This window comes from Paenibacillus marchantiophytorum (assembly GCF_014640555.1).
GTDB classification, from domain to species: Bacteria; Bacillota; Bacilli; order Paenibacillales; family NBRC-103111; genus Paenibacillus_E; species Paenibacillus_E marchantiophytorum.
In genome coordinates, this window is sequence record NZ_BMHE01000002.1 from 230,130 (window position 1) to 249,357 (window position 19,228).

The 19,228-nt window shown below is 46.5% G+C and carries 16 protein-coding genes and 1 pseudogene; 12 read left to right on the forward strand and 5 right to left on the reverse strand.

The window, feature by feature from the left end:
* The first annotated feature begins 41 nt into the window (after positions 1 to 41).
* The 5 genes from IEY34_RS03455 to IEY34_RS03475 all read left to right on the forward strand — a co-directional run bounded on the left by IEY34_RS03455 (position 42) and on the right by IEY34_RS03475 (position 6,092).
* Entirely contained in the window at positions 42 to 1,148 is a 1,107-nt protein-coding gene (locus tag IEY34_RS03455; RefSeq protein ID WP_189007640.1) for a putative 2-aminoethylphosphonate ABC transporter substrate-binding protein, read from the forward strand.
* Between the two features lie 128 nt (positions 1,149 to 1,276).
* On the forward strand, positions 1,277 to 2,320 hold the full coding sequence (locus tag IEY34_RS03460; RefSeq protein ID WP_189007642.1) for a putative 2-aminoethylphosphonate ABC transporter ATP-binding protein: 1,044 nt from the start codon (positions 1,277 to 1,279) through the stop codon (positions 2,318 to 2,320).
* Entirely contained in the window at positions 2,320 to 4,041 is a 1,722-nt protein-coding gene (locus IEY34_RS03465; RefSeq protein WP_189007644.1) for a putative 2-aminoethylphosphonate ABC transporter permease subunit, read from the forward strand. Before IEY34_RS03460 ends, IEY34_RS03465 begins: the two co-directional genes overlap by 1 nt.
* Before the next feature lie 51 nt (positions 4,042 to 4,092).
* A complete protein-coding gene (locus IEY34_RS03470; protein WP_189007646.1) occupies positions 4,093 to 4,878 on the forward strand; it encodes a DeoR/GlpR family DNA-binding transcription regulator in 786 nt (261 codons plus the stop codon).
* A gap of 878 nt (positions 4,879 to 5,756) precedes the next feature.
* A complete protein-coding gene (locus IEY34_RS03475) occupies positions 5,757 to 6,092 on the forward strand; it encodes a hypothetical protein (protein WP_189007648.1) in 336 nt (111 codons plus the stop codon).
* A 611-nt stretch (positions 6,093 to 6,703) separates the two neighbouring features.
* Here the strand turns inward: IEY34_RS03475 and IEY34_RS03480 are convergent.
* Entirely contained in the window at positions 6,704 to 7,261 is a 558-nt protein-coding gene (locus IEY34_RS03480) for a hypothetical protein (RefSeq protein ID WP_189007650.1), read from the reverse strand.
* Positions 7,262 to 7,536: 275 nt separating this feature from the next.
* Between IEY34_RS03480 and IEY34_RS03485 the strand changes: the two genes are divergently transcribed.
* Genes IEY34_RS03485 through IEY34_RS03505 form a run of 5 tightly spaced genes read left to right on the forward strand, consistent with a single transcriptional unit; the run spans position 7,537 to position 11,745 of the window.
* Complete coding sequence (locus IEY34_RS03485) at positions 7,537 to 8,178, forward strand: Crp/Fnr family transcriptional regulator (protein WP_189007653.1); 642 nt, start codon at positions 7,537 to 7,539, stop codon at positions 8,176 to 8,178.
* A 24-nt stretch (positions 8,179 to 8,202) separates the two neighbouring features.
* On the forward strand, positions 8,203 to 9,042 hold the full coding sequence (locus tag IEY34_RS03490; protein WP_189007656.1) for an ABC transporter ATP-binding protein: 840 nt from the start codon (positions 8,203 to 8,205) through the stop codon (positions 9,040 to 9,042).
* The gene (locus tag IEY34_RS03495; protein WP_229757446.1) at positions 8,975 to 9,730 is read left to right on the forward strand and encodes an ABC transporter permease; all 756 of its coding nucleotides are present in this window, start codon (positions 8,975 to 8,977) and stop codon (positions 9,728 to 9,730) included. Before IEY34_RS03490 ends, IEY34_RS03495 begins: the two co-directional genes overlap by 68 nt.
* Before the next feature lie 17 nt (positions 9,731 to 9,747).
* Positions 9,748 to 10,797 carry an ABC transporter substrate-binding protein gene (locus IEY34_RS03500; RefSeq protein ID WP_189007659.1) on the forward strand — a complete coding sequence of 350 codons (1,050 nt, stop codon included), beginning with the start codon at positions 9,748 to 9,750 and terminating at the stop codon, positions 10,795 to 10,797.
* A 33-nt stretch (positions 10,798 to 10,830) separates the two neighbouring features.
* The gene (locus IEY34_RS03505) at positions 10,831 to 11,745 is read left to right on the forward strand and encodes an MBL fold metallo-hydrolase (RefSeq protein WP_189007971.1); all 915 of its coding nucleotides are present in this window, start codon (positions 10,831 to 10,833) and stop codon (positions 11,743 to 11,745) included.
* 77 nt (positions 11,746 to 11,822) lie between these two features.
* On the opposite strand, the gene IEY34_RS03510 is transcribed toward IEY34_RS03505, so the two are convergent.
* Positions 11,823 to 13,517: a DUF2339 domain-containing protein gene (locus tag IEY34_RS03510; RefSeq protein ID WP_189007662.1), complete on the reverse strand. Its 1,695-nt coding sequence runs from the start codon at positions 13,515 to 13,517 to the stop codon at positions 11,823 to 11,825.
* A gap of 156 nt (positions 13,518 to 13,673) precedes the next feature.
* Between IEY34_RS03510 and IEY34_RS03515 the strand changes: the two genes are divergently transcribed.
* A complete protein-coding gene (locus IEY34_RS03515) occupies positions 13,674 to 13,952 on the forward strand; it encodes a hypothetical protein (protein WP_189007665.1) in 279 nt (92 codons plus the stop codon).
* 743 nt (positions 13,953 to 14,695) lie between these two features.
* Positions 14,696 to 15,392: pseudogene (locus tag IEY34_RS03520) on the forward strand (glycoside hydrolase family 2 TIM barrel-domain containing protein); the annotation flags it as partial.
* Between the two features lie 99 nt (positions 15,393 to 15,491).
* Here the strand turns inward: IEY34_RS03520 and IEY34_RS03525 are convergent.
* The 3 genes from IEY34_RS03525 to IEY34_RS03535 all read right to left on the reverse strand — a co-directional run bounded on the left by IEY34_RS03525 (position 15,492) and on the right by IEY34_RS03535 (position 19,026).
* A complete protein-coding gene (locus tag IEY34_RS03525) occupies positions 15,492 to 16,310 on the reverse strand; it encodes a carbohydrate ABC transporter permease (protein ID WP_189007975.1) in 819 nt (272 codons plus the stop codon).
* Between the two features lie 73 nt (positions 16,311 to 16,383).
* Positions 16,384 to 17,313, reverse strand: a complete 930-nt coding sequence (locus IEY34_RS03530) for an ABC transporter permease (protein WP_189007668.1) — start codon at positions 17,311 to 17,313, stop codon at positions 16,384 to 16,386.
* A 63-nt stretch (positions 17,314 to 17,376) separates the two neighbouring features.
* Positions 17,377 to 19,026, reverse strand: coding sequence for an extracellular solute-binding protein (locus IEY34_RS03535; protein ID WP_189007671.1), 1,650 nt, complete (start codon positions 19,024 to 19,026; stop codon positions 17,377 to 17,379).
* Positions 19,027 to 19,228: the final 202 nt, after the last annotated feature.

Below are 19,228 nucleotides of genomic sequence, written 5' to 3' on the forward strand. Positions count from 1 at the left end.
AGAACCAACTGATACACATTAAAGGAGTGGGATGAGAAACGATGAAAAGATCTATTGGAAGTACAGCAGCTCTGCTAACGGTTGTATTCACGCTAGCGGCTTGTGGCGGTAAAGCGACAAGTACAGAAGGTGCCAAAGCAAGCACAGCGCCAGTAGCAAGTACAAGTGTAGAAGCAACGGTAGACACGAAAAGCAAAGATTTAACCGTCTATACAGCACTGGAAGATGATCAAATCAAAACGTACCTGACGACTTTTAAAGCCAAATATCCAGATGTGAAAGTAAATATTGTTCGGGATTCAACGGGGATCGTTACAGCTAAGTTATTAGCCGAGAAAGATAACACACAAGCAGACGTTGTATGGGGATTGGCCGCAACAAGCTTATTAGTCCTTGATCAAAATACGATGCTGGAGCCATACGCGCCCAAAGGTGTGGATCGTATTCTCCCGAATTTCAAAGACAAGAATGCCGTAACCCACTGGGTTGGTATCGATGCTTGGGAAACGGCCTTTATTGTCAACAAAGTAGAGATGGAGAAACGCAAGTTGGCGATTCCTCAATCTTATGAGGATCTGGCAAAGCCGGAATACAAAGGTCTGATTACGATGCCGAATCCATCTTCATCTGGTACAGGCTTTCTAACCGTATCTGGTCTCGTTCAATTGAAAGGCAAAGATGCGGCTTGGGATTATATGAATAAACTGCATGACAACATTGCGATGTATGTACATTCCGGTTCCAAACCGGCTAAATTAGCAGGTACTGGCGAGTATCCAATTGGTATTTCCTTCGGATACCGCGGCATTCAAGAGAAGAAAGCTGGTTCCCCCGTGGAAGTCGTATTCCCTAAAGAGGGTTCCGGTTGGGATGTAGAAGCCAATGCCTTGATGAAGAAGAAAGTTGTTAAACAAGTCGCGAAAGACTTCCTGGATTGGGCAATTACGGATGATGTCATGAAAGAATACAACAAGAACTATGCCATTCTGGCGATTAAAACAGATTCTGCCAAAGTGCCGGATGGATATACCGTTGATCCAGTCAAACAATTAATCAAAAATGATTTAAATGATGCAGCGAAAAATCGCGATGGTATTTTGGCCGAGTGGGACAAGCGCTTTAACGCAAAAAGCGAACCGAAGAAATAGCACGAAAACTATAAAACGGCTGACTGCGAACCAAGCTTTGCAGCCAGTCGTTTTCTTGCTTAACTTAACAAAACGATAACAATCGAGGCTTATACTTATCATATCCAGAAGAAGGAGGCTGCTTGACGATGACACAAGCGTACCTGTCCATTCAAGGTGTAAACAAATCATTCGGCTCTTTCAGCGCTTTGAAAGAGATCAATATTGATATCCAGAAGAATGAATTCATTTGCCTGCTAGGTCCGAGCGGCTGCGGGAAGACCACGCTGCTTCGCATTATTGCCGGATTGGAGAAGCCGACTCAGGGGCGTATTACGGTTGGAGGCAAAGACATTACCCAGCTGCCGCCAGCCAAAAGAAACTTTGGGATGGTTTTCCAATCCTATGCCTTATTTCCTAATTTGACCGCCTATCAGAATGTAGCTTATGGGCTTCAAGGCAAGAAATTGTCGAAGAAGGAAATCGACGAGAAGGTCAAAGAAGGGCTCTCCTTAGTCGACCTGCTTCATCTCCATGATCGATATCCCGCACAGCTTTCCGGTGGGCAGCAGCAGCGAATTGCTTTGGCCCGCGCGATCGTTCTTTCACCGGATTTTCTTCTTTTGGACGAGCCGTTATCAGCTCTGGATGCTAAGGTACGTGTAAAGCTTAGGGAGCAAATCTGCGAATTGCAAGAGAAGCTGGGCATCACAACGGTTATGGTTACGCATGATCAAGAGGAAGCGCTCACGATGGCGGATCGAATTGTCGTGATGAAGAATGCCGAAGTCGTACAAATCGGAACGCCCGAGCAAGTGTATGATGAGCCTAATACTCCGTTTGTTGCTGATTTTATTGGATCCATTAATTTCTTGAAAGACGAGCAACAAGCAGGCTCATCTCTGCAAACGAATCTTGCTGTTCGGCCAGAACATATTAGGATAGCAGCAGCAGGCTCGCAAAGCGGTATGCACGCAGTTGTTAAGCATGTTGAGTTCAGGGGAGCGTTCTACCGATTGCAACTTCAACCTGTGGTTGGGAGCGGAAGTGCTTATAAGGATGTATTGTTAACCGTTGATGTCTCCGCACATATTGCCCAACATCTCGCGCTTGCGAAGCATACGGTGGTATCGGTTGAATTTCCGCAAGAGAAAATGATTTCCTTCTCATCGGACGCGATGGTAGGTGCCTAATGGATAAGCGAACAGTCATCATGAATCCGCCTTACCGTCGTAACCTGGGATCTTTCATTACATTGCAAAATGGTTTGATTGTGCTGCTTGTTCTTATTTTAACGACGAGCACACTAATTCCATTGATTCTTTTGTTCAGCAAAGCGTTTCTCAACAAAGAGGCAGAGTTTATAGGATTCGCCAATTTTGTACACTACTTCTCAACGCCTTCCCTCATTCAATCGTTAACGAATACGATCTGGATTTCCGTGCTTTCAACTGTTATCGCGGTTACTCTCGCTTTCGCCTATGCGTATGGCATAAGCCGAACAGCAATCCGTTTCAAAAGTTATTTTCACTATGTGGCTTTATTGCCGCTCTTTGAACCAACGATGATGCATGGTATTGCTTTAACCTATTTATTCGGAAATCAAGGTGTAATCACGAACGGATTCTTTGGTCTCCTGCCAGGTTTGCGCATCGAGATTTATGGACCCATCGGGATTGTCATCTCTGAGGTCATATATGTATTTCCCCAGGCTTTTCTTATCTTTATCACAGCGTTGTCGATGGCTGATCAGCGGTTGTATGAAGCGGCAGAAACGCTTGGCGCTAGTAAAATCAAAACATTCCTTACGGTGACATTGCCTTCTGTCAAATATGGATTAATCAGCGCGATTTTTGTTTGTTTTACAGCTTGTTTTACAGATTTCGGGGCGCCTCAGGCGATCGGGGGCAAGTTTAATGTCCTGGCGACAGATATTTACAAACAAGTCATCGGTCAGCAGAACTTGTCTATGGGTGCAACAGTTGGCATTCTCCTAACGATTCCTGCTGTCATTGCCTTCGTCGTGGACCGCATTGTGGATAGGAAGCAGCGTAACATGCTATCATCCAAATCAATGCCTTATCGTGTGCCGGATGGACGGGTAAGGGACAATCTGTATCGTGTTCTGTGCTGGATGATTTCATCGGCGATTTTGATACCCTTGATTACCATTGTATTCGCCTCACTGATTAAAGTTTGGCCGTATAATTTAACGTTCAGCACCAAACATTATGATTTCTCGAGTGTCGCGGGATCAGGTTTAGAGCCATTTTGGAATTCCCTTCAAGTCTCGTTGATTACGGCAATCGTGGGCACTATGATGACGTTCGTGTTCGCTTATCTGATTGAGAAGTCAAGATCGATGAACGGGCTGCGGCAAGTCGGCTATTTTCTATCGATTCTTCCGCTTGCGCTCCCTGGTATGGTCATTGGACTCGCTTATATTTTCTTCTTTAATAATCCTAGTAATCCGTTCAATTGGATTTATGGGACCATGGTGATTGTAGTGCTTGCCAATATCACGCACTTCTATTCCGTTCCTTTCATTACGGCTACGACCGCACTCAAGAAGCTGGATAAAGAATTCGAACTCGTCTCGGAATCCATGCGTGTTCCTTTTTACAAAACATTTCTGAAAGTTACCGTTCCCATGTCGTTGCCGGCGATCGTGGAAATCGCTATGTATTTCTTCGTCAATTCGATGGTTACCGTTTCAGCGGTTGTATTTTTGCGTTCAGCTGATATGAATTTGGCCGCAGTCGCATTAGTGAATATGGAAGACGCCGGGGACGTGGCCGCCGCTGCGGCGATGGCGACGCTCATTGTTGCTACGAACATTATTGTGCGTTTCGTGTACGAACTCATTTTGAATAAAGTGAAAAAGCGCACAGCTGCTTGGCAAATGCCTAAGTAAGATCATATAATTAGTGTTAATAACTAAATATACACAGGGGGCTAGCACAAGATGTCGTTGATAGGTGAAGAGCGCAAGGATTACATTCTCAACCAGCTGAACTTGGAAGGCAAAGTTAAGACGAATGATTTGGTCGACACATTGAATGTGTCTTCCGAAACGATTCGGCGTTATCTGGAGGAGCTCGAAGAGGAGAATAAACTGAAGCGGGTCTACGGCGGCGCCGTCAAAATTAATTTATCCCGGGAAGAGCCTTCCCATCTGAAGAGAGAAGTGCTGCATGCCGAGGCGAAGCGCAAAATTGGCCGAGCGGCTGCGACACTCGTCGAGGACAATGATGTTATCTTTATAGACGACGGTACAACAACCCTTCATATGATTGATTATTTGTTGAACAAAAAGAACCTTACCGTTCTGACCATATCGATTCCCGTGCTCTATTTACTTATCGATTATAAGAATAAAGAACTGTTTTCGGGAGAAATCTATTTCCTTGGCGGCAAAGTAAATGCTGTCCATTCCCGTGTAGCAGGTTCACTGGCCGAGCAGATGGTTGAACATTTCTACGCCGATAAAGCCTTTCTTTCCGTGGATGGCATGATGCTGGATCGAGGCATTACGGGGTTTGATGAAAGTAAAGGTCGGATGACTCAGCAGTTCATGAGGCATGCCAAGCAAAATATTGCCTTGTCGGATCAATCCAAATTTGGTTCTGTACAATTTTATAAGATTGCCGATCTCAAAGTGCTGGACATCATTGTGAGTGACGTTCCAGCACCCAAAGAATGGGAGGCCCATTTGGCGGACAAGAATGTGACTTGGATTACGGCGAATTAACAGGCTATCAGTGACAAAATATGAGTATGAGGCTGGTCTTCAGGTTTTCAACCCTGGAGATGGCCTCTTATTTGTATGGAATGTACACGCTGCTTTCGAGCTGTGGAGAGAAGGGCGGTAAGACGGGAAAGAGCTGAACCCGCGAATCTTGGGCGCGTTAAGCGCGAAAAACAGCGTTAACGCGGCTCGCTCGGCCGAAACGGCCTCCGTAGCGATGAAAACACGCTTAACGTTCCGGAAATGAGCGGAACCCGCGATTCTTGGCGCGGTAAGCGCGAAAAACAGCGTTAACGCGGCTCGCTCAGTCGAAACGGCCTCCGTAGCGATGAAAAACACGCTTAACGCCCCGGAAAAGAGCGGAACTCGCGATTCTTGGCGCGGTAAGCACGAAAAACAGCGTTAACGCGGCTCGCTCAGCCGAAACGGCCTCCGTAGCGATGAAAAACACGCTTAACGTTCCGGAAATGAGCGGAACTCGCGATTCTTGGCGCGTTAAGTGCGAAAAACAGCGTTAACCTGGCTCGCTCAGCCGAAACGGGCTCCGTAGCGATGAAAAACACGCTTAACGCCACGGAAAAGAGCGGAACTCGCGATTCTAGGCGCGTTAAGCGCGAAAAACAGCGTTAACGCGGCTCGCTCAGCCGAAACGGCCTCCGTAGCGATGAAAAACACGCTTAACGCCCCGGAAACGAGCGGAATCCGCGATTCCTGGTGTGTTAGCCGCCATTTATTGGACTCACGGTTTAGAGAGGAATTAAGATCATCACCTCGAATAAATTAATTAACCTTAACTTTTTTTAAATGAGTGGATAGTACTGGGAATGAGGAAGAGTTCTTGGAGAACATAGTTGAGCATATAGAATAAGGAGGTTAATTAGGTGGAGAGCAAGCAAAGTTTGAAACAAAAAAGACTGCAAGAACGTGAACTTCTTGATGATTACCACCAATTTGTAACTGAAGAAGCGCTGGAGCCATTGTATCAATCGTTTGTGGAATGGAAACAAGGGACTTTGCCATATGACGAACTTACGGATCAAATCCACGTATTCCATAAAAAGAACCAGGAGATCTATAAAGATTTTCAATACTCAGCTCACTCGGAGCTCTTACTGCTTGCAAAAATGAAGTTGGACCGATTAACGGAAGAGGATATTATAGCAAATAGATGGATTTTGGAACGTTGGGGTTATGAAGACATTAATTTGAAAGATTAAAGTGATCCATATCCATGAGTTCAGGTGGTTGTATGGGGATTTTTGTCTGTGGTTGCCTGCGGTGGTGGACTGGCTGGGCAGAACTGTCATAAGATTAATTAATTTGTAATCAAAAAGAAATATGTTCTTCATCTGGCATTAATGAAAGAGGATTATAATAAAGCTCGACCCCCTTTAAAATAGAATTACTTTAAGACCCGCAGCCCGTTGCTGTGGGTCTCTTTTTTTGCTTAGCGTCCACCGTGTAGACTTTTTCGCTACAGTGGTTTTCGGCCTCAAAGGGCAATCTAATGAACTGTATGATGCTTATATACGAAAAAATGGCTACTTTGGAGATTTAATGAACTGAATGGGCGCTATCGAGCAGATTTCAGGCGGAAAGGTGTTTGTTTGCTTGGAATAGCGCGTCTGGAATTCATTAGATTTTTAGAATGAGCGATTTTGAGCAAATAAAGGGTATTGAGTTCGTTAGGGGATTACCCAACCAAGCCGCAGAGAGGTCTCTTTTTTGGAGATAACCAAGCCGCAGAGGGGTCTCTTTTTTGGAGACGACCAAGCCGCAGCGGGGTCTCTTTTTTGTAGATAACCAAGCCGCAGGCTGGGTCTCTTTTTTATTTCTTCACAGCCTCTGCGAGCACAAATGTATCGTTCACTTTTTTCGTCGTGAAGGTGACGCCATCTTTGGTTGTGAAGCTGACTTGATCTTTCGTATTGGCTGCATCATAGGTGATGTCTTCTTTTTTGGTAGCCAGCAAGTTGGTTGGGAAGAAGGGCTGGGTATTCGTGACAATGGCGTTGTCGGCTTTCTGATCTGTCAAATAGTGCGTCGCTACTTTATCGGCCATCGTGGCATCGTAGTAGCTGGTAAGGAACTTGACGGCTTTGTCTTTGCTGTCAGCTGCTACAGGATTGAGGATTAGTTTGCCATCTTTGGACTTGGCTTCCGCGAAGAGGAAGTCGGCTTTCTCTTGGGCGATTCTCGCGGCAATATAGCCTTTCAAGTTGATCGCATCTTGAGTTTGAGCAGCTGCGGTTGCTTGCGGCGCAGTGGTTGTTGCAGCGGTCGGAGCTGGGCTTGAAGTCGATGCTTTGGGTTCGGAGGAGCAAGCTGCTCCAGTTGCCATCAGTGTAAGCAGGAGGATGCCTGCTGCTGTTTTGTTCATTATCATCGTGGGACACCTCATTATTTGGAATGTATTTATTTGTTAAGATTTCTAAAATTAGATAAATGATAAACGCGCAAGTTTAGAATATAACGTATTTCATCCATGAAATCAATGCTTTCAAAGAACGTTCACATTCGGATAGCAGATAATTATTTTTCGGATTTGTCGGGTATCCGACATTTTAACCTAGTTTCGTGTGATAATATATATATAACTCATCGGAATACTCAACATTAAAGTTGGGCTCATGAGGAACAAGTTAAAAGGGGAATCATCGGATGGAGAGAGAACAAGATTCAACCAAAGAAAGCATGGTAGAAGCCTTTCGCCAACATGGCACGATTCAAAGCTATAAGAAGAATGAGTATATTTTTCAAGAGAATGATGCGCCGAGCGGAGCCTATTATGTGGAAGCCGGATTAATTAAAATATCCCAATCCTCCGAGGAGGGGCAGGGAATCACCTTATTTCTTCGCTATGAGGGTGAAATCTTCGGTAATGCGGAAATCCTGACCCAGATGCCCCGGAAAAGGTATGCCAGATGCTTGGTGGACAGTCAAATTATTACGCTCGATAGCCGTAAATTTCTGGAGTTGGCCAAGGAGAATGCCGAATTTGCCTATTCCTTGGCGGTGCTAGGCGCGAGGCGACTTTTGCAGACGCAGAAAATGGTGGAGACGCTGATTTGTCGTCCGGTAGCTTGGCGATTGGCTTGGTTCCTGATGCAGCTTGGCAAACCAACCAATGAACAATTGGAGATTAACGTGCCGCTCAGTCATGAGGAAATATCTTATGTCATTGGTTGCAGCAGGCAAACGGTCACGGAAACACTTAATAAATGGCGAGATCAGGCACTAATTGATTATTCCAAAAAGAAAATTGTTATCTATCGTCCGAACCAATTTTTCACGCAGGTATAGACGACGACGGACAGGAGGTAAATCATGATTGCCATTCATAAGGTGAGCAAAATCTTTTCACAGCGCAAGGGAAGCACGTATACAGCTCTGGATGAAGTTTCTCTCACGATACAGAAAGGAGAATTCGTCTCCGTCGTAGGGCCGTCAGGTTGTGGAAAGTCAACCCTGCTGAATCTGATTGCGGGCTTTGAAAGAGCGAGCAGCGGGACGATTACGGTCAATGGGCAAAAGATTACGGCGCCAGGCGCTGATCGCATCGTTGTCTTCCAAGAGCACGGCTTGTTCCCGTGGCTGACGGTGCTGGATAATGTGGCTTTTGGTCTGAAGCAAAAGGGAATGTCGAAGAAAGCGCGGTATGATCTTGCGCGTGAGCAGATCAAAGCGGTTCATTTGAGCAAGTTTGTGGATCGGTATCCTCATGAACTGTCTGGGGGGATGAAACAGCGAGTCGCCATCGCGAGAGCCCTTGTTATGGATCCGGATATTTTGCTGATGGATGAGCCTTTTGCCGCATTGGATGAGCAGACGCGCATTATTTTGCTGAAAGATTTGGAAGACATCTGGTTACAGACAGGGAAGACCATACTGTTCATTACCCATAACATTCGCGAAGCCGTCATGTTGTCGGACCGAGTTATTGTCATGGCGACACAGCCAGGCAAGGTGAAAAAGGAGTTTGCCGTTCAGGCGGCAAGGCCTCATCAAATGAATGATCCGCTCATCCATGCTCTGGAGAACAAGATTATGGAAGCCCTGACAGATGAGCTTGAGAAGGTAGTCAGAGAGGAGTTAGGTCATGAATACAGCCTTAAGAAGAACGCTGTTTCTAATTCTTCTGCTGATCATATGGGAGTTGGGATTTAGAGTTTTTCAGTGGGGGTGGAAATTTCCTTCGCCGCTGCAAACATTTCAAGCTTTCTATGACGGGATTACGCAGGGTCATCTCCTTGGTGCGATTGGCGCGAGTCTGCGCCGCTTGTTGATCTCATTTGCCATCTCGATCGGAATCGGCACGGTACTCGGTTATGGATTCGCACGCTATCGTTATTTGGACGAAACCTTTGGCTTTCTCGTGGTAGCTCTCCAAACCGTGCCGAGCATTGCCTGGCTGCCCTTCGCCATCATCTGGTTCGGGCTGAGTGACACGGCTGTCATCTTCATTACGACAATTGGGGCAACGTGGACGATGTCGATGGCGAGCCGCACAGGGATTATGAACATTTCGCCGATTCACTTGCGTGCTGCGCAAATGCTGGGGACAGGCAGCGGCTATCGCTTGTTTTTTCAAGTGCAGCTGCCAGCCGCTTTCCCGCATTGGATTACAGGAATAAGGGTTGCTTGGGCCTTTGCCTGGCGAGCTCTAGTTGCAGGGGAATTGATTGCCAAAGGCGTTGGATTAGGACAAATGCTGCAGGATGGGCGCGGGCTTGGGGATACGGCGACGATTCTATGCGTGGTCATTATTATCGCGGTGATTGGTACGATATCGGATCATTTTTGTTTTAAACAGTTGGAGGACAGAATTGTTCTTCGCTTTCAGTTAAAGAAATAATCTAAGGGGGATTTGGGATGAAAAGAGTAGGTTGGGTCTTGAGTTTGGTTATGATGGTCACGTTGGTGGTATCGGCTTGCGGACAAACTAAAGAAACAGCGGCGGTATCCACTACGGCTGCCACTACGGCTGCCAGTACGACTGTGAAAATCGGTATTTTAAAAAATGTTACGCACGCTCCAGGATTTGTTGCCTTGCAAAATAATTATTTTCAGCAAGCTTTCGGGCCCACTGCCAAGATCGAAGTCACGTCCTTCGACAATGGAGCTGATTTCGCCACAGCGATAGCAACGGATCAAATTGACATGGGCTATGTCGGCCCAGGACCAGTGATCAATCAGTATTTGAAAAGTAAAAATATCCGAGTAATCTCAGGCGTGAACAATGGCGGCGCCGTCTTGGTGGCTCGCAAGGATGCCGGCATTCAATCGGTGAAGGATCTCGTTGGCAAAACGGTGGCAGTTGCGGCCAAAGGCGGCACACCTGATCTCTCACTTCGCGTGCTGCTGCAGCAGCAAGGCTTGAAAGTGACGACAGATACGTCCGGCGTGCAGATTGTGACACGGGCCCCGGCGGATACGCTGGTCGCGATTCGTCAGAAAGAAGTGGATGCAACGTTAATTGCAGAACCTTGGGGAACCCAAATGATTCAGGAAGGTTCCGGAACGATCCTCGTAGATTGGAACAAAATCCCGCCTAAGGACGGGAATTATCCGTTGACGATTCTTGTTGCCAGCGACAAGTTTCTGAAGGAGCACCGCGATTTAGCCAAAAAAGCAGTGAAAGCGAATAAACAAGCCATCGATTTCATCCAGCAAAATCCAGATAAATCCTACGAGCTAATCAGCAGCGAATTGAAAGTGCTGACAGGAAAAGGCATGGAGCCCGCGCTGATTAAAGCAGCAATCGATCATTTGAAGCTTACGCAAGACATTGCGCTCGAGGATATTAATGAACAAGCCAAAATTTCCTTCGATGCCGGTTATTTGAAAGTAAAAGCCGAGGAACTGGATTTCAGCAAATTTCTGGATACCTCGTTGTTGGATGAAGTGAAAAAAGAAAAATAATCGTTCAGGAACGAAGGAGGCTTTCCCTTGTATATGCAACCCCAAGATAACCTATTGCCCGATTTTCATGAGCATATCAAAGCAGTGATCCTCGGCACGGGCACACCGAGAGCCTTTTATGGCAGGGCCAAAGCAGGCGTTGCGATCCTAGCCGGAGACAAGACCTTTCTATTCGATTGCGGCGGAGCGACCGTGGATCAATTGATCAAGGCGGGGATCATGCCGCAGCGTATATCCGATGTATTCTTCACCCATCATCACAGTGACCATAATTCCGGGTTCTTCGATGTGTTCATTACGAGTTGGCGTACCCATGTGATCGCGGATCGTGTTTTTGAGGGGCGCAAAGGACCCATGCAGGTATACGGACCTACGACGACCAAGGCGATTATTGGCAAAATGCGGGAGTCATTCGACTTCGACGTAAATCTTCGTGTGAATTACAATTTCTCGGCAGGCGATGGGGCCGATATTCAGTATCATGAAAGCAATGAAGGCGTCGTGTATGAGCAGGATGGTGTGAAAATTACGGCTTTCGAAGTCGATCATCGCCCTGTTTATCCGGCAATTGCCTATAAGATCGAGTACAACGGCAAGGCGGTTGTCATTTCGGGTGATACGATTCCGGTTGACAGTATGGTAGAGCATAGCCGAGGAATCGACCTGCTCATCCATGAATCGTACAACAAATCGTGGCTGGATGCGCTCATTGCCAAATTCCCTGAGCAAACGATCGGTTTGTCCAATCCGGCCAAATACCATTCGACAACGTTGGAAGTAGCCGAAATAGCCCGCAAAGCCGGCGTTGCCCATCTGGTACTGACGCACCACATCCCGGCTCCCGCCGCGAACGAAGAGGCGGAAGCCGCTTATGCGGTAGGGATGGATGAAATTTTCCAAGGCAGAATCACCATGGCTAGAGATTTGATGACGTTTGATCTTGGTTAAAAGCAAGGCCCGCCACAGAAGGCTGTTAAGCTTCTGAAGCGGGCCTTTGTTGCGCCTATTTGGCGCAGTCGTCGCGCCTATTCCTTACGCTTATAGAACAACCGTGAAATCCCTACGCCCACAGCACCAAGGCCAATAAATAGCACAGCACGTATGGCTGTTGATACATCGGGCAAGTCGATGAAAATGATTTTGAGCAGCGTTATGAATAAGAAAATGATGCCTACGAGTTTGGCTTTTGGCTTTTGACTCATGAAGCCGAGCGCGATGAGCAGGATGGCATAGACCGCCCAGACGGCAGAGAGGATCAGATGCTGATAATCATAATCCAGTGCTCGCGTTAGCGCATTCGTGAGCTGAGAGAGATAGATGAGGAGCAGGATTAACTCCAACCACATGAACAGTAGATGGGATTTCAACCCGTTAACCCCATCTTGAAGCATGGAACGGAAGAAGACATACAAGCCAGCAAGGGATGCAACCAGAATCAGCCAGGCAAAGGATTCTTTGGACAATACCTCATGCAGCGGGTGAGCGAATACAAACAGACTGCCTATGAAATAAGTGAAGGCACCGCTGATTTGTTGGAGCTTGCTTTTGAAAATGGCTCCCAGACATAGCGCAAGGGCGCCTTCGACAAGAATGGCGGAACCAGCTTCATCACCCTGAAGCACATAAATGAGCCATAGAAATAGGCTTAGAGTAGCGATGGACACCTGTACGGAGAAGTCCCTCTTTTGCCGATACAGCCAGACAGAAGTGCCGCTATACAGCAGCGTTGCCAAGATAAGCATTCCTTCATACAGCCATTGATCGTTGGCATGACCATACAGGGCATAGGCCCAGGCCGTAAGCAGTCCAAAGCTTAAAAACAGAAGTATTCGCTGCCCAATTCGACTGTCTGTGGACCTGATCACGGCGATAGCGAAGAGGAGAAGATGCTGTAGCACAACAATGGTCAAGATCGCCGGACGGTCGTTGGTGACATTTTCAAAAAGCATCGAGATCAGTAAAGGGAGGTGCAAGACGCCAAAGGCCGTGTAGTAAGCACCACGAAAGGAGTAACGCAGCGATAAAATCATCATGGACATGGAGAATAATCCTTCGTAACCAGCGAAAACCCATATATTCGGGTGCGATGAATCAACAAGAAACGGAACCAGATATCCAGCCAATAAGGTGATGATCATTAATGCCTGAGAGCGGTGTCGAATGGCTAGGTAGACACTGAGCGCAACGGTTGCTATATAAAGTATAAACGCCAGTGTTGAAGGCAGCAGCGAAAATAACATATGGGCCGCGAACAGGGATAAAATCAGAACACCCATGGCTCCACCCAAAAGCACTTGCCCAAGCGCTGGGCGTTTACGGCGAATTTGCCGTTCTCCTTGCCAGTACATAAAGGCGGCTGCAACGCCACCGAGTAGACAGCGTAAGGGTTCGGTAATGATTCCGGCACTTACGGCCGCCGTAAATCCCCATAATACGCCTAACAGGAATACGACGATGAAGATCCGCGGCAACCAGACGCGAGCAATGAGATGCTCCCAATCTCTGGGCGGCGTTGGTTGTTTAACTGCTATATGAGGCGCCTGCGGAAGGTGCTGCTCGGTAGCTGTTGGTTCTGGGACGGGAAGAGGTGCTGTCGTTTGACTTGCCTGAGACCTGTCTAGATTGTGGGCACCTGCATCACGTGTGAGGAGCTGCTCCATCTGTTGTTCAAGATCTCGAATCTTCTTTTCCAATGCGGCAACGCGGTTTTCTAATTCCATAGAGGCCTCCTTATGCACATGATGTGGAAAGGGATGTTTTTCCATTACACCTATGTTACCATTTGTCTGAGCAGATGTGGCGGGATTTGAGAAATTATAAGTGGCACAAGTATGCTACAATAGGAGGATATCAGATGCAGGAGTTGACCCAATCACATGAATAAGCCATTAAACGAAGAAGACATGCTGCAATTCATTACGGAGAAAACGAAGGCGGATCCTAAGCAAATTCAACTGGTTTTGAAATATGAGAAAGCCTATATTACCAAAGCCGAACAATCGTCCAAAGGACAAGCTGACATTGACATTGACGATCTGATTGATCATATTTTGAGCAGACCTGATGTGTTGTTGACGGAATTAGCCGTGGATACGATTTTGGAAGTCGAGATGGATTACTTAATGAAAAATGGATTCGCCGGATATATCGATTAACTGCGGGAACTGGGACACCTCTGTGAAGAGGTGTTTTTGTTTTGGATAAAAGTTTATATCTTTTGGAGTAATCAAGGGGTTAACACAACTGACTCGCGCGGAGATAAGGGAACTACAGTGCGCTATTCCAGCAAAAAGTGGCATTATCGCGAGGGTGAGGGAACTACATTACGTTATTTTGCTGTTTCCGGGAAATTTTAGCGCTTTTCGTGGGAATAAGACCCTGTAGTTCCACTATGACCCACGCCCCCCTTCTATTTTCCTAATTAGCGTCCTCTAGTTCCCTTACAAGGTTTTGCCGCTAAGAAAAGACTGATCTATCAGGGCGGTGAAGTCGTTTTTCTTACGTTTTTGGGTTTGGGGTGAGCGAAGCTTTCCCCTTATTTACTGACGTCCACCGCAGACTTCGCTTTAGGGGGTTTCGGTCTCATAGGGCATCTAATGAACTGTAGGATGCTTATAGAACGGAAAATGGCTACTTTGGCGATATAATGAACTGGATTAACGCTATCGAGCAAATTTTAGGCGGAAAGGTGATCATTTGCTTGAAATAGGGCACCAGGGATTCATTAGAATTTCAGAATGAGCGATTTTGGCCGAATAAAGGTTATTGCGTTCGTTAGGGGGCTTGGGTTTGGATCTACGGTCCCTCTGGAGTGGAGGAGCGTGCATCTGTCACACTTACCATTACATTTACTTTTAAGTTAATTAAATAACATGAATTGACAGCGAAATCCATCTAACATGGGCTGGGGGCTTGGTGGACACCTGAGCATCCTAATTTATATGATGTCGCATTTACGCTGCTGATTAATGAACAAGTTGTGGATGAGGTTTCGAGCTATTATGGCATGCGCAAAGTTTCTATTGAAGATGGGAAGTTATGTTTAAATAATCGCCCGTATTTCTTGAAAATGGTGCTCGACCAAGGCTATTTCCCAGATGGGAATTCAACGCCTCCGAGTGATGAGGCGATCAGACAAGACGTTGAGCTTACGAAAGCAATGGGCTTTAACGGCGCGCGCAAACATCAAAAGCTGGAAGATCCCAGATATTTGTACTGGTGTGATCAGTTAGGTCTGGTCGTTTGGAGTGAAGCAGCCAATGCTTATGAATATTCCGAGAAGTATGTAGGGCGCTTTACGAAAGAATGGCTGGCTTCGATTGAGCGAGATTACAATCATCCGTCGATTATCGCTTGAGTGCCGCTGAATGAGAGTTGGGGCGTGCCGAATATTCAAGCCGATTCTCGTCACCGAATTCGGAGGCATCGCCTACAAGAAGAGTGAGTGGGAAGGCTGGGGCTACTCCGGCGTAGTTCAGGGCTATTGTTATACGCAATTAACAGATGTGGAACAAGAGATTAACGGACTGTTGACTTATGACCGGAAGCCTAAGGTTCCGGTTGAAGTTATCAAAGTGATTAATAATCGGAACTAAATGCAAGAGGCTGCTCCCCAGGTGCGAACCATAGATGCGTGTGACAGAAAAAAAGGAGCTAAGCAGGTTGTAAGTGCTTAGCTCCTTTATGACCCTGATTTATCCCTTGACGGCGCCAATCATAACGCCTTTGACGAAATACTTTTGCACGAATGGGTATAAGATTAGGATCGGCACGGAAGCTACCATGATGGTCGCATATTTAATCGTTTCCCCAATCTGGAATTGATCGGCCGCATTCGCCCCTGCTGACATTCCGTCGGTATTGTTCGCAATCAGAATTTCGCGCAAGGTCAGTTGGAGCGGGTAAAGCTCGCGATCGCGTATGAAGATAGAGGCATAGAACCAGCCATTCCACTTCTCAACGGCATAGTACAGAATCATTACGGCAATGACAGGCATGGAAAGCGGGATGATGATCCGAAACAAGATGACCAAATGGTTGGCTCCATCTATTTTGGCAGATTCCTCTAGACTTTCAGGAACAGCCATGAAGGCAGTTCGCATAATAATCAAATTGAAAGTATTAATGGTGAAAGGCAGAATGGTAGCCCACAGGGAGTCAAGCAAACCGACGCCTTTGACGACGAGATAGAGTGGAATCAGTCCCCCGCTGAAAAACATAGTTAGTACCACGATGAAAATGAAGACACGGTTCCACATCACATTTTTACGTGAGAGCACATAGGCACCTAAAGCCGTTACAATCAAATTCGTAATGACGCCGAATACAAGGATAAACAGCGTATTGCGGTAACCTTTGAGGATAGCTGGGTTATGAAACACACTTTTGTAGGCTTCCAGACTAAAGCCAAGTGGTTTAAAGAGGAATCCTTTGTGCGTAATCAGCAGGCTGCCGTCGCTAATTGAAGCGAATGTGACATAAAGCAGTGGATATAACGTAATGATAACTAACATGAGCAGCAAAATATGAATCAATAAGACGAATGTTTTGTCTGATGCACTTGTTTTCACTTCAGCACCTCCTTTCTTACCAGAGACTGTTTTCACTGATCTTTTTGCTGATTTTATTTGCTGTGATGAGCAAGGCCAAATTGATGACGGAGTTGAAGAGGCCGACAGCGGAGCTGTAACTCCACCCGAATTCCAGCAAACCTTTGCGATAGACGAAAGAGGAGATCACATCCGCCGTATCGTAGGTGCTGGGATTATAAAGCAAAATAATTTTCTCGAAGCCAACGTTGAGCAAATTCCCCATTCGCAGAATGAACATGATGGCGATGGTCGGCAGAATGCCAGGCAGCGTCACATGCCAAATTTGTTTCCAACGGTTGGCGCCGTCAATTTTGGCCGCTTCGTACTGCTCCTGATCAATGCTCATTAATGCGGCCAGATAAATAATGGATTCCCACCCAATCTTCTGCCAAATCTCCGATAAAATATAGATGGATCTGAACATCTCAGGCTTTTGCAGCATCGCTGTGTCGTTGAAGCCAATGTATGTGAACAGCGTATTGATCAACCCGCCGCTATTCGTGAAATCCTTCACCATACCTGCGATAACGATCAATGAAATGAAATACGGCATGTAAGTAACCGTTTGCACAAAACGTTGAAACTTCTTATTGGCAAGTTCATTGATCATAATCGCCAAAATAATCGGGGCAGGGAATTCAAAGATAAGCGAGTAAAGGGAGATAACGACGGTATTCTTGAGAATTCGCCAGAAATAGTAGCTGCCAAAAAACTCCTGAAAGTGCTGGAAACCAACCCATTCACTGCCCAAAATTCCTTTGATCGGCGAATATTCCTTAAAAGCGATTAAGGCGCCATACATCGGTGCATAATGAAAAACCAAATAGTACGCTAGCACAGGCACCATCATGAGATATAAGTACTTATTCAGCAAAAAATCGCGCCTGAAGCGTGCTTGGAAGGTGGCCTCTGTTCCTTTGCGCATAATATCTCTCCTTTCGCCGCTCTTTGGGAAGAGGGAGAGCTTACGCTCTCCCTTGTGGGGCCTTTACCTTTTGTTAAAACGGTCCAAGGAGGCTTTTTTAATTTCCAGTGCGCGGCTAAGCTTCACGGATTTGAACTTTTCAACATATTTATCGAAGCTGTCTACGGGCTCTGTGCCTAAAATGATTTTGAGTGTCATTTCATCCACTAAAGTATTAAGATCCGTCATGATCTTGGCTAGTTCCGTGCTTTCTTCCGGCGTCGCTGTGATTGGCGGCAGCTTGTGCTTATCGACATCGGTTTTGGACCAAGTCGTTACCGCATCGCGCTGGGTTTGGAGCGCCAAATATTGTTCGATATAGCGTTTATCCTGTACGAAAGGACCATTGTAATTACCGCGGATATAGAGAGACAAGGCTTGTGCAGGCGCCAGTTTATCCGGATTTTTCATGAGAAGATCGGTATATTTGGGATAGCCATTTTCCATTTTGTAAGAGGTGCCTTCTGTGCCAAAGTTGAAATACATATGCCCCTCATCGGAGTAGCCATAGTCGAGCAGTTTGGTCGCGGTTTCGATGTTTTTGGAATTAGCTGTAATGGCTACAGAGCCGCCTGGCGAAAAGGCTGGATCTTTCTGGCCATACATCGCCGTATCGCCTTTCTTTAAAACCGGATAGGGAGCGCCGATGAGTACAGCCTTCGGGTCCTTGGCAACAACGAGCGGCTGCCATTTTCCAATGCCGCCACCTGCGTTTTGAACCGTAACCCCTGTTGCGCCTGAGGCCATGTTGGCATCCAGCGCTTTGCTGTCAGCTGTCGCGAAGTTTTTATCGATCAGCCCTTCTTCATACCATTTGTGGAACGTAGCCAGGAAGTCTTTGTAGCCTTTCTCGGCGGGACCGAATTTAATGGTGTCGTTATCGATAAAGAAATCACGTGTTACGCCAAATGCGCTGGCGAAGGCTCCATTGCCCAGTTCATTGAACGGTCGTGGAACACTGACAACGGAGAAGCCAGCCGTCGCGCCTTTTTTCTCCTTGAACGCTTTGAGTGTTGTATACCATTCATCAATGGTTTGAGGAACTGGAAGACCCAGATCATCCAACCAGTCTTTGCGAATAATCGGACCTTGGTAAACACGGAGATAATTGTCCCCCCGAATAAAAGGGAACACATAGTAACTGCCATTATCGGTTTTGGCTTGTTTATCAATCTCGGGATGCTCTTTGAGATATTTCTTCAAATTCGGGGCAAATTTATCAATTGTATCATTCAGTTTAAGAATATATCCGTCTTTTATCGCTTTCTCAGGTCCACCTGGGAAAGCGCCTTGCCAATCGAATTCAATCATATCCGGCAGATCGCCGGAAGCGAGCATCACGTTAAGGGACTGAGCGCCTTGGTTCGTTGGAGGCGCGATGAATTTCAAATTGACGCCCGTTTTCTTCTGCCAATCTTGGAAAAATGGGATATCGGCATGAGCGGATTTAACGCCGACCACGTTGCCTGGGAGCTCTCCCCAGTAGGATAATGTTTTGTCCGATTTAATGGGATAAGTGACGGCGGCGCTAGGAGCGGTTGTGCCTCCTGAGGTTGCTTTTGGGCTGGCCGTGCCCACGGCTGATGGAGTATTCGACGTGCAAGCGACCGTTAAGCTTCCCATTAAAGATGTAGCGACGAGCATCGTGAACATTTTCTTTCTGTTCTTTTTCATCTTTTGACCTCCTAAGATTATCCGGTTAGGTAAATCGGTTTGCGAAACGTCAGAAACGCGGGAACCTGTTATGAGGTGGGGGACTTGATGTCTTACCTCAACTATATGGTACCGCTTACATTTTCACTATCTGCAAAATATCCAATGGCGTCGTGATTTCCGCCGCTATGTTCTACAAAATATCCAATTCCATCTCCAAAAT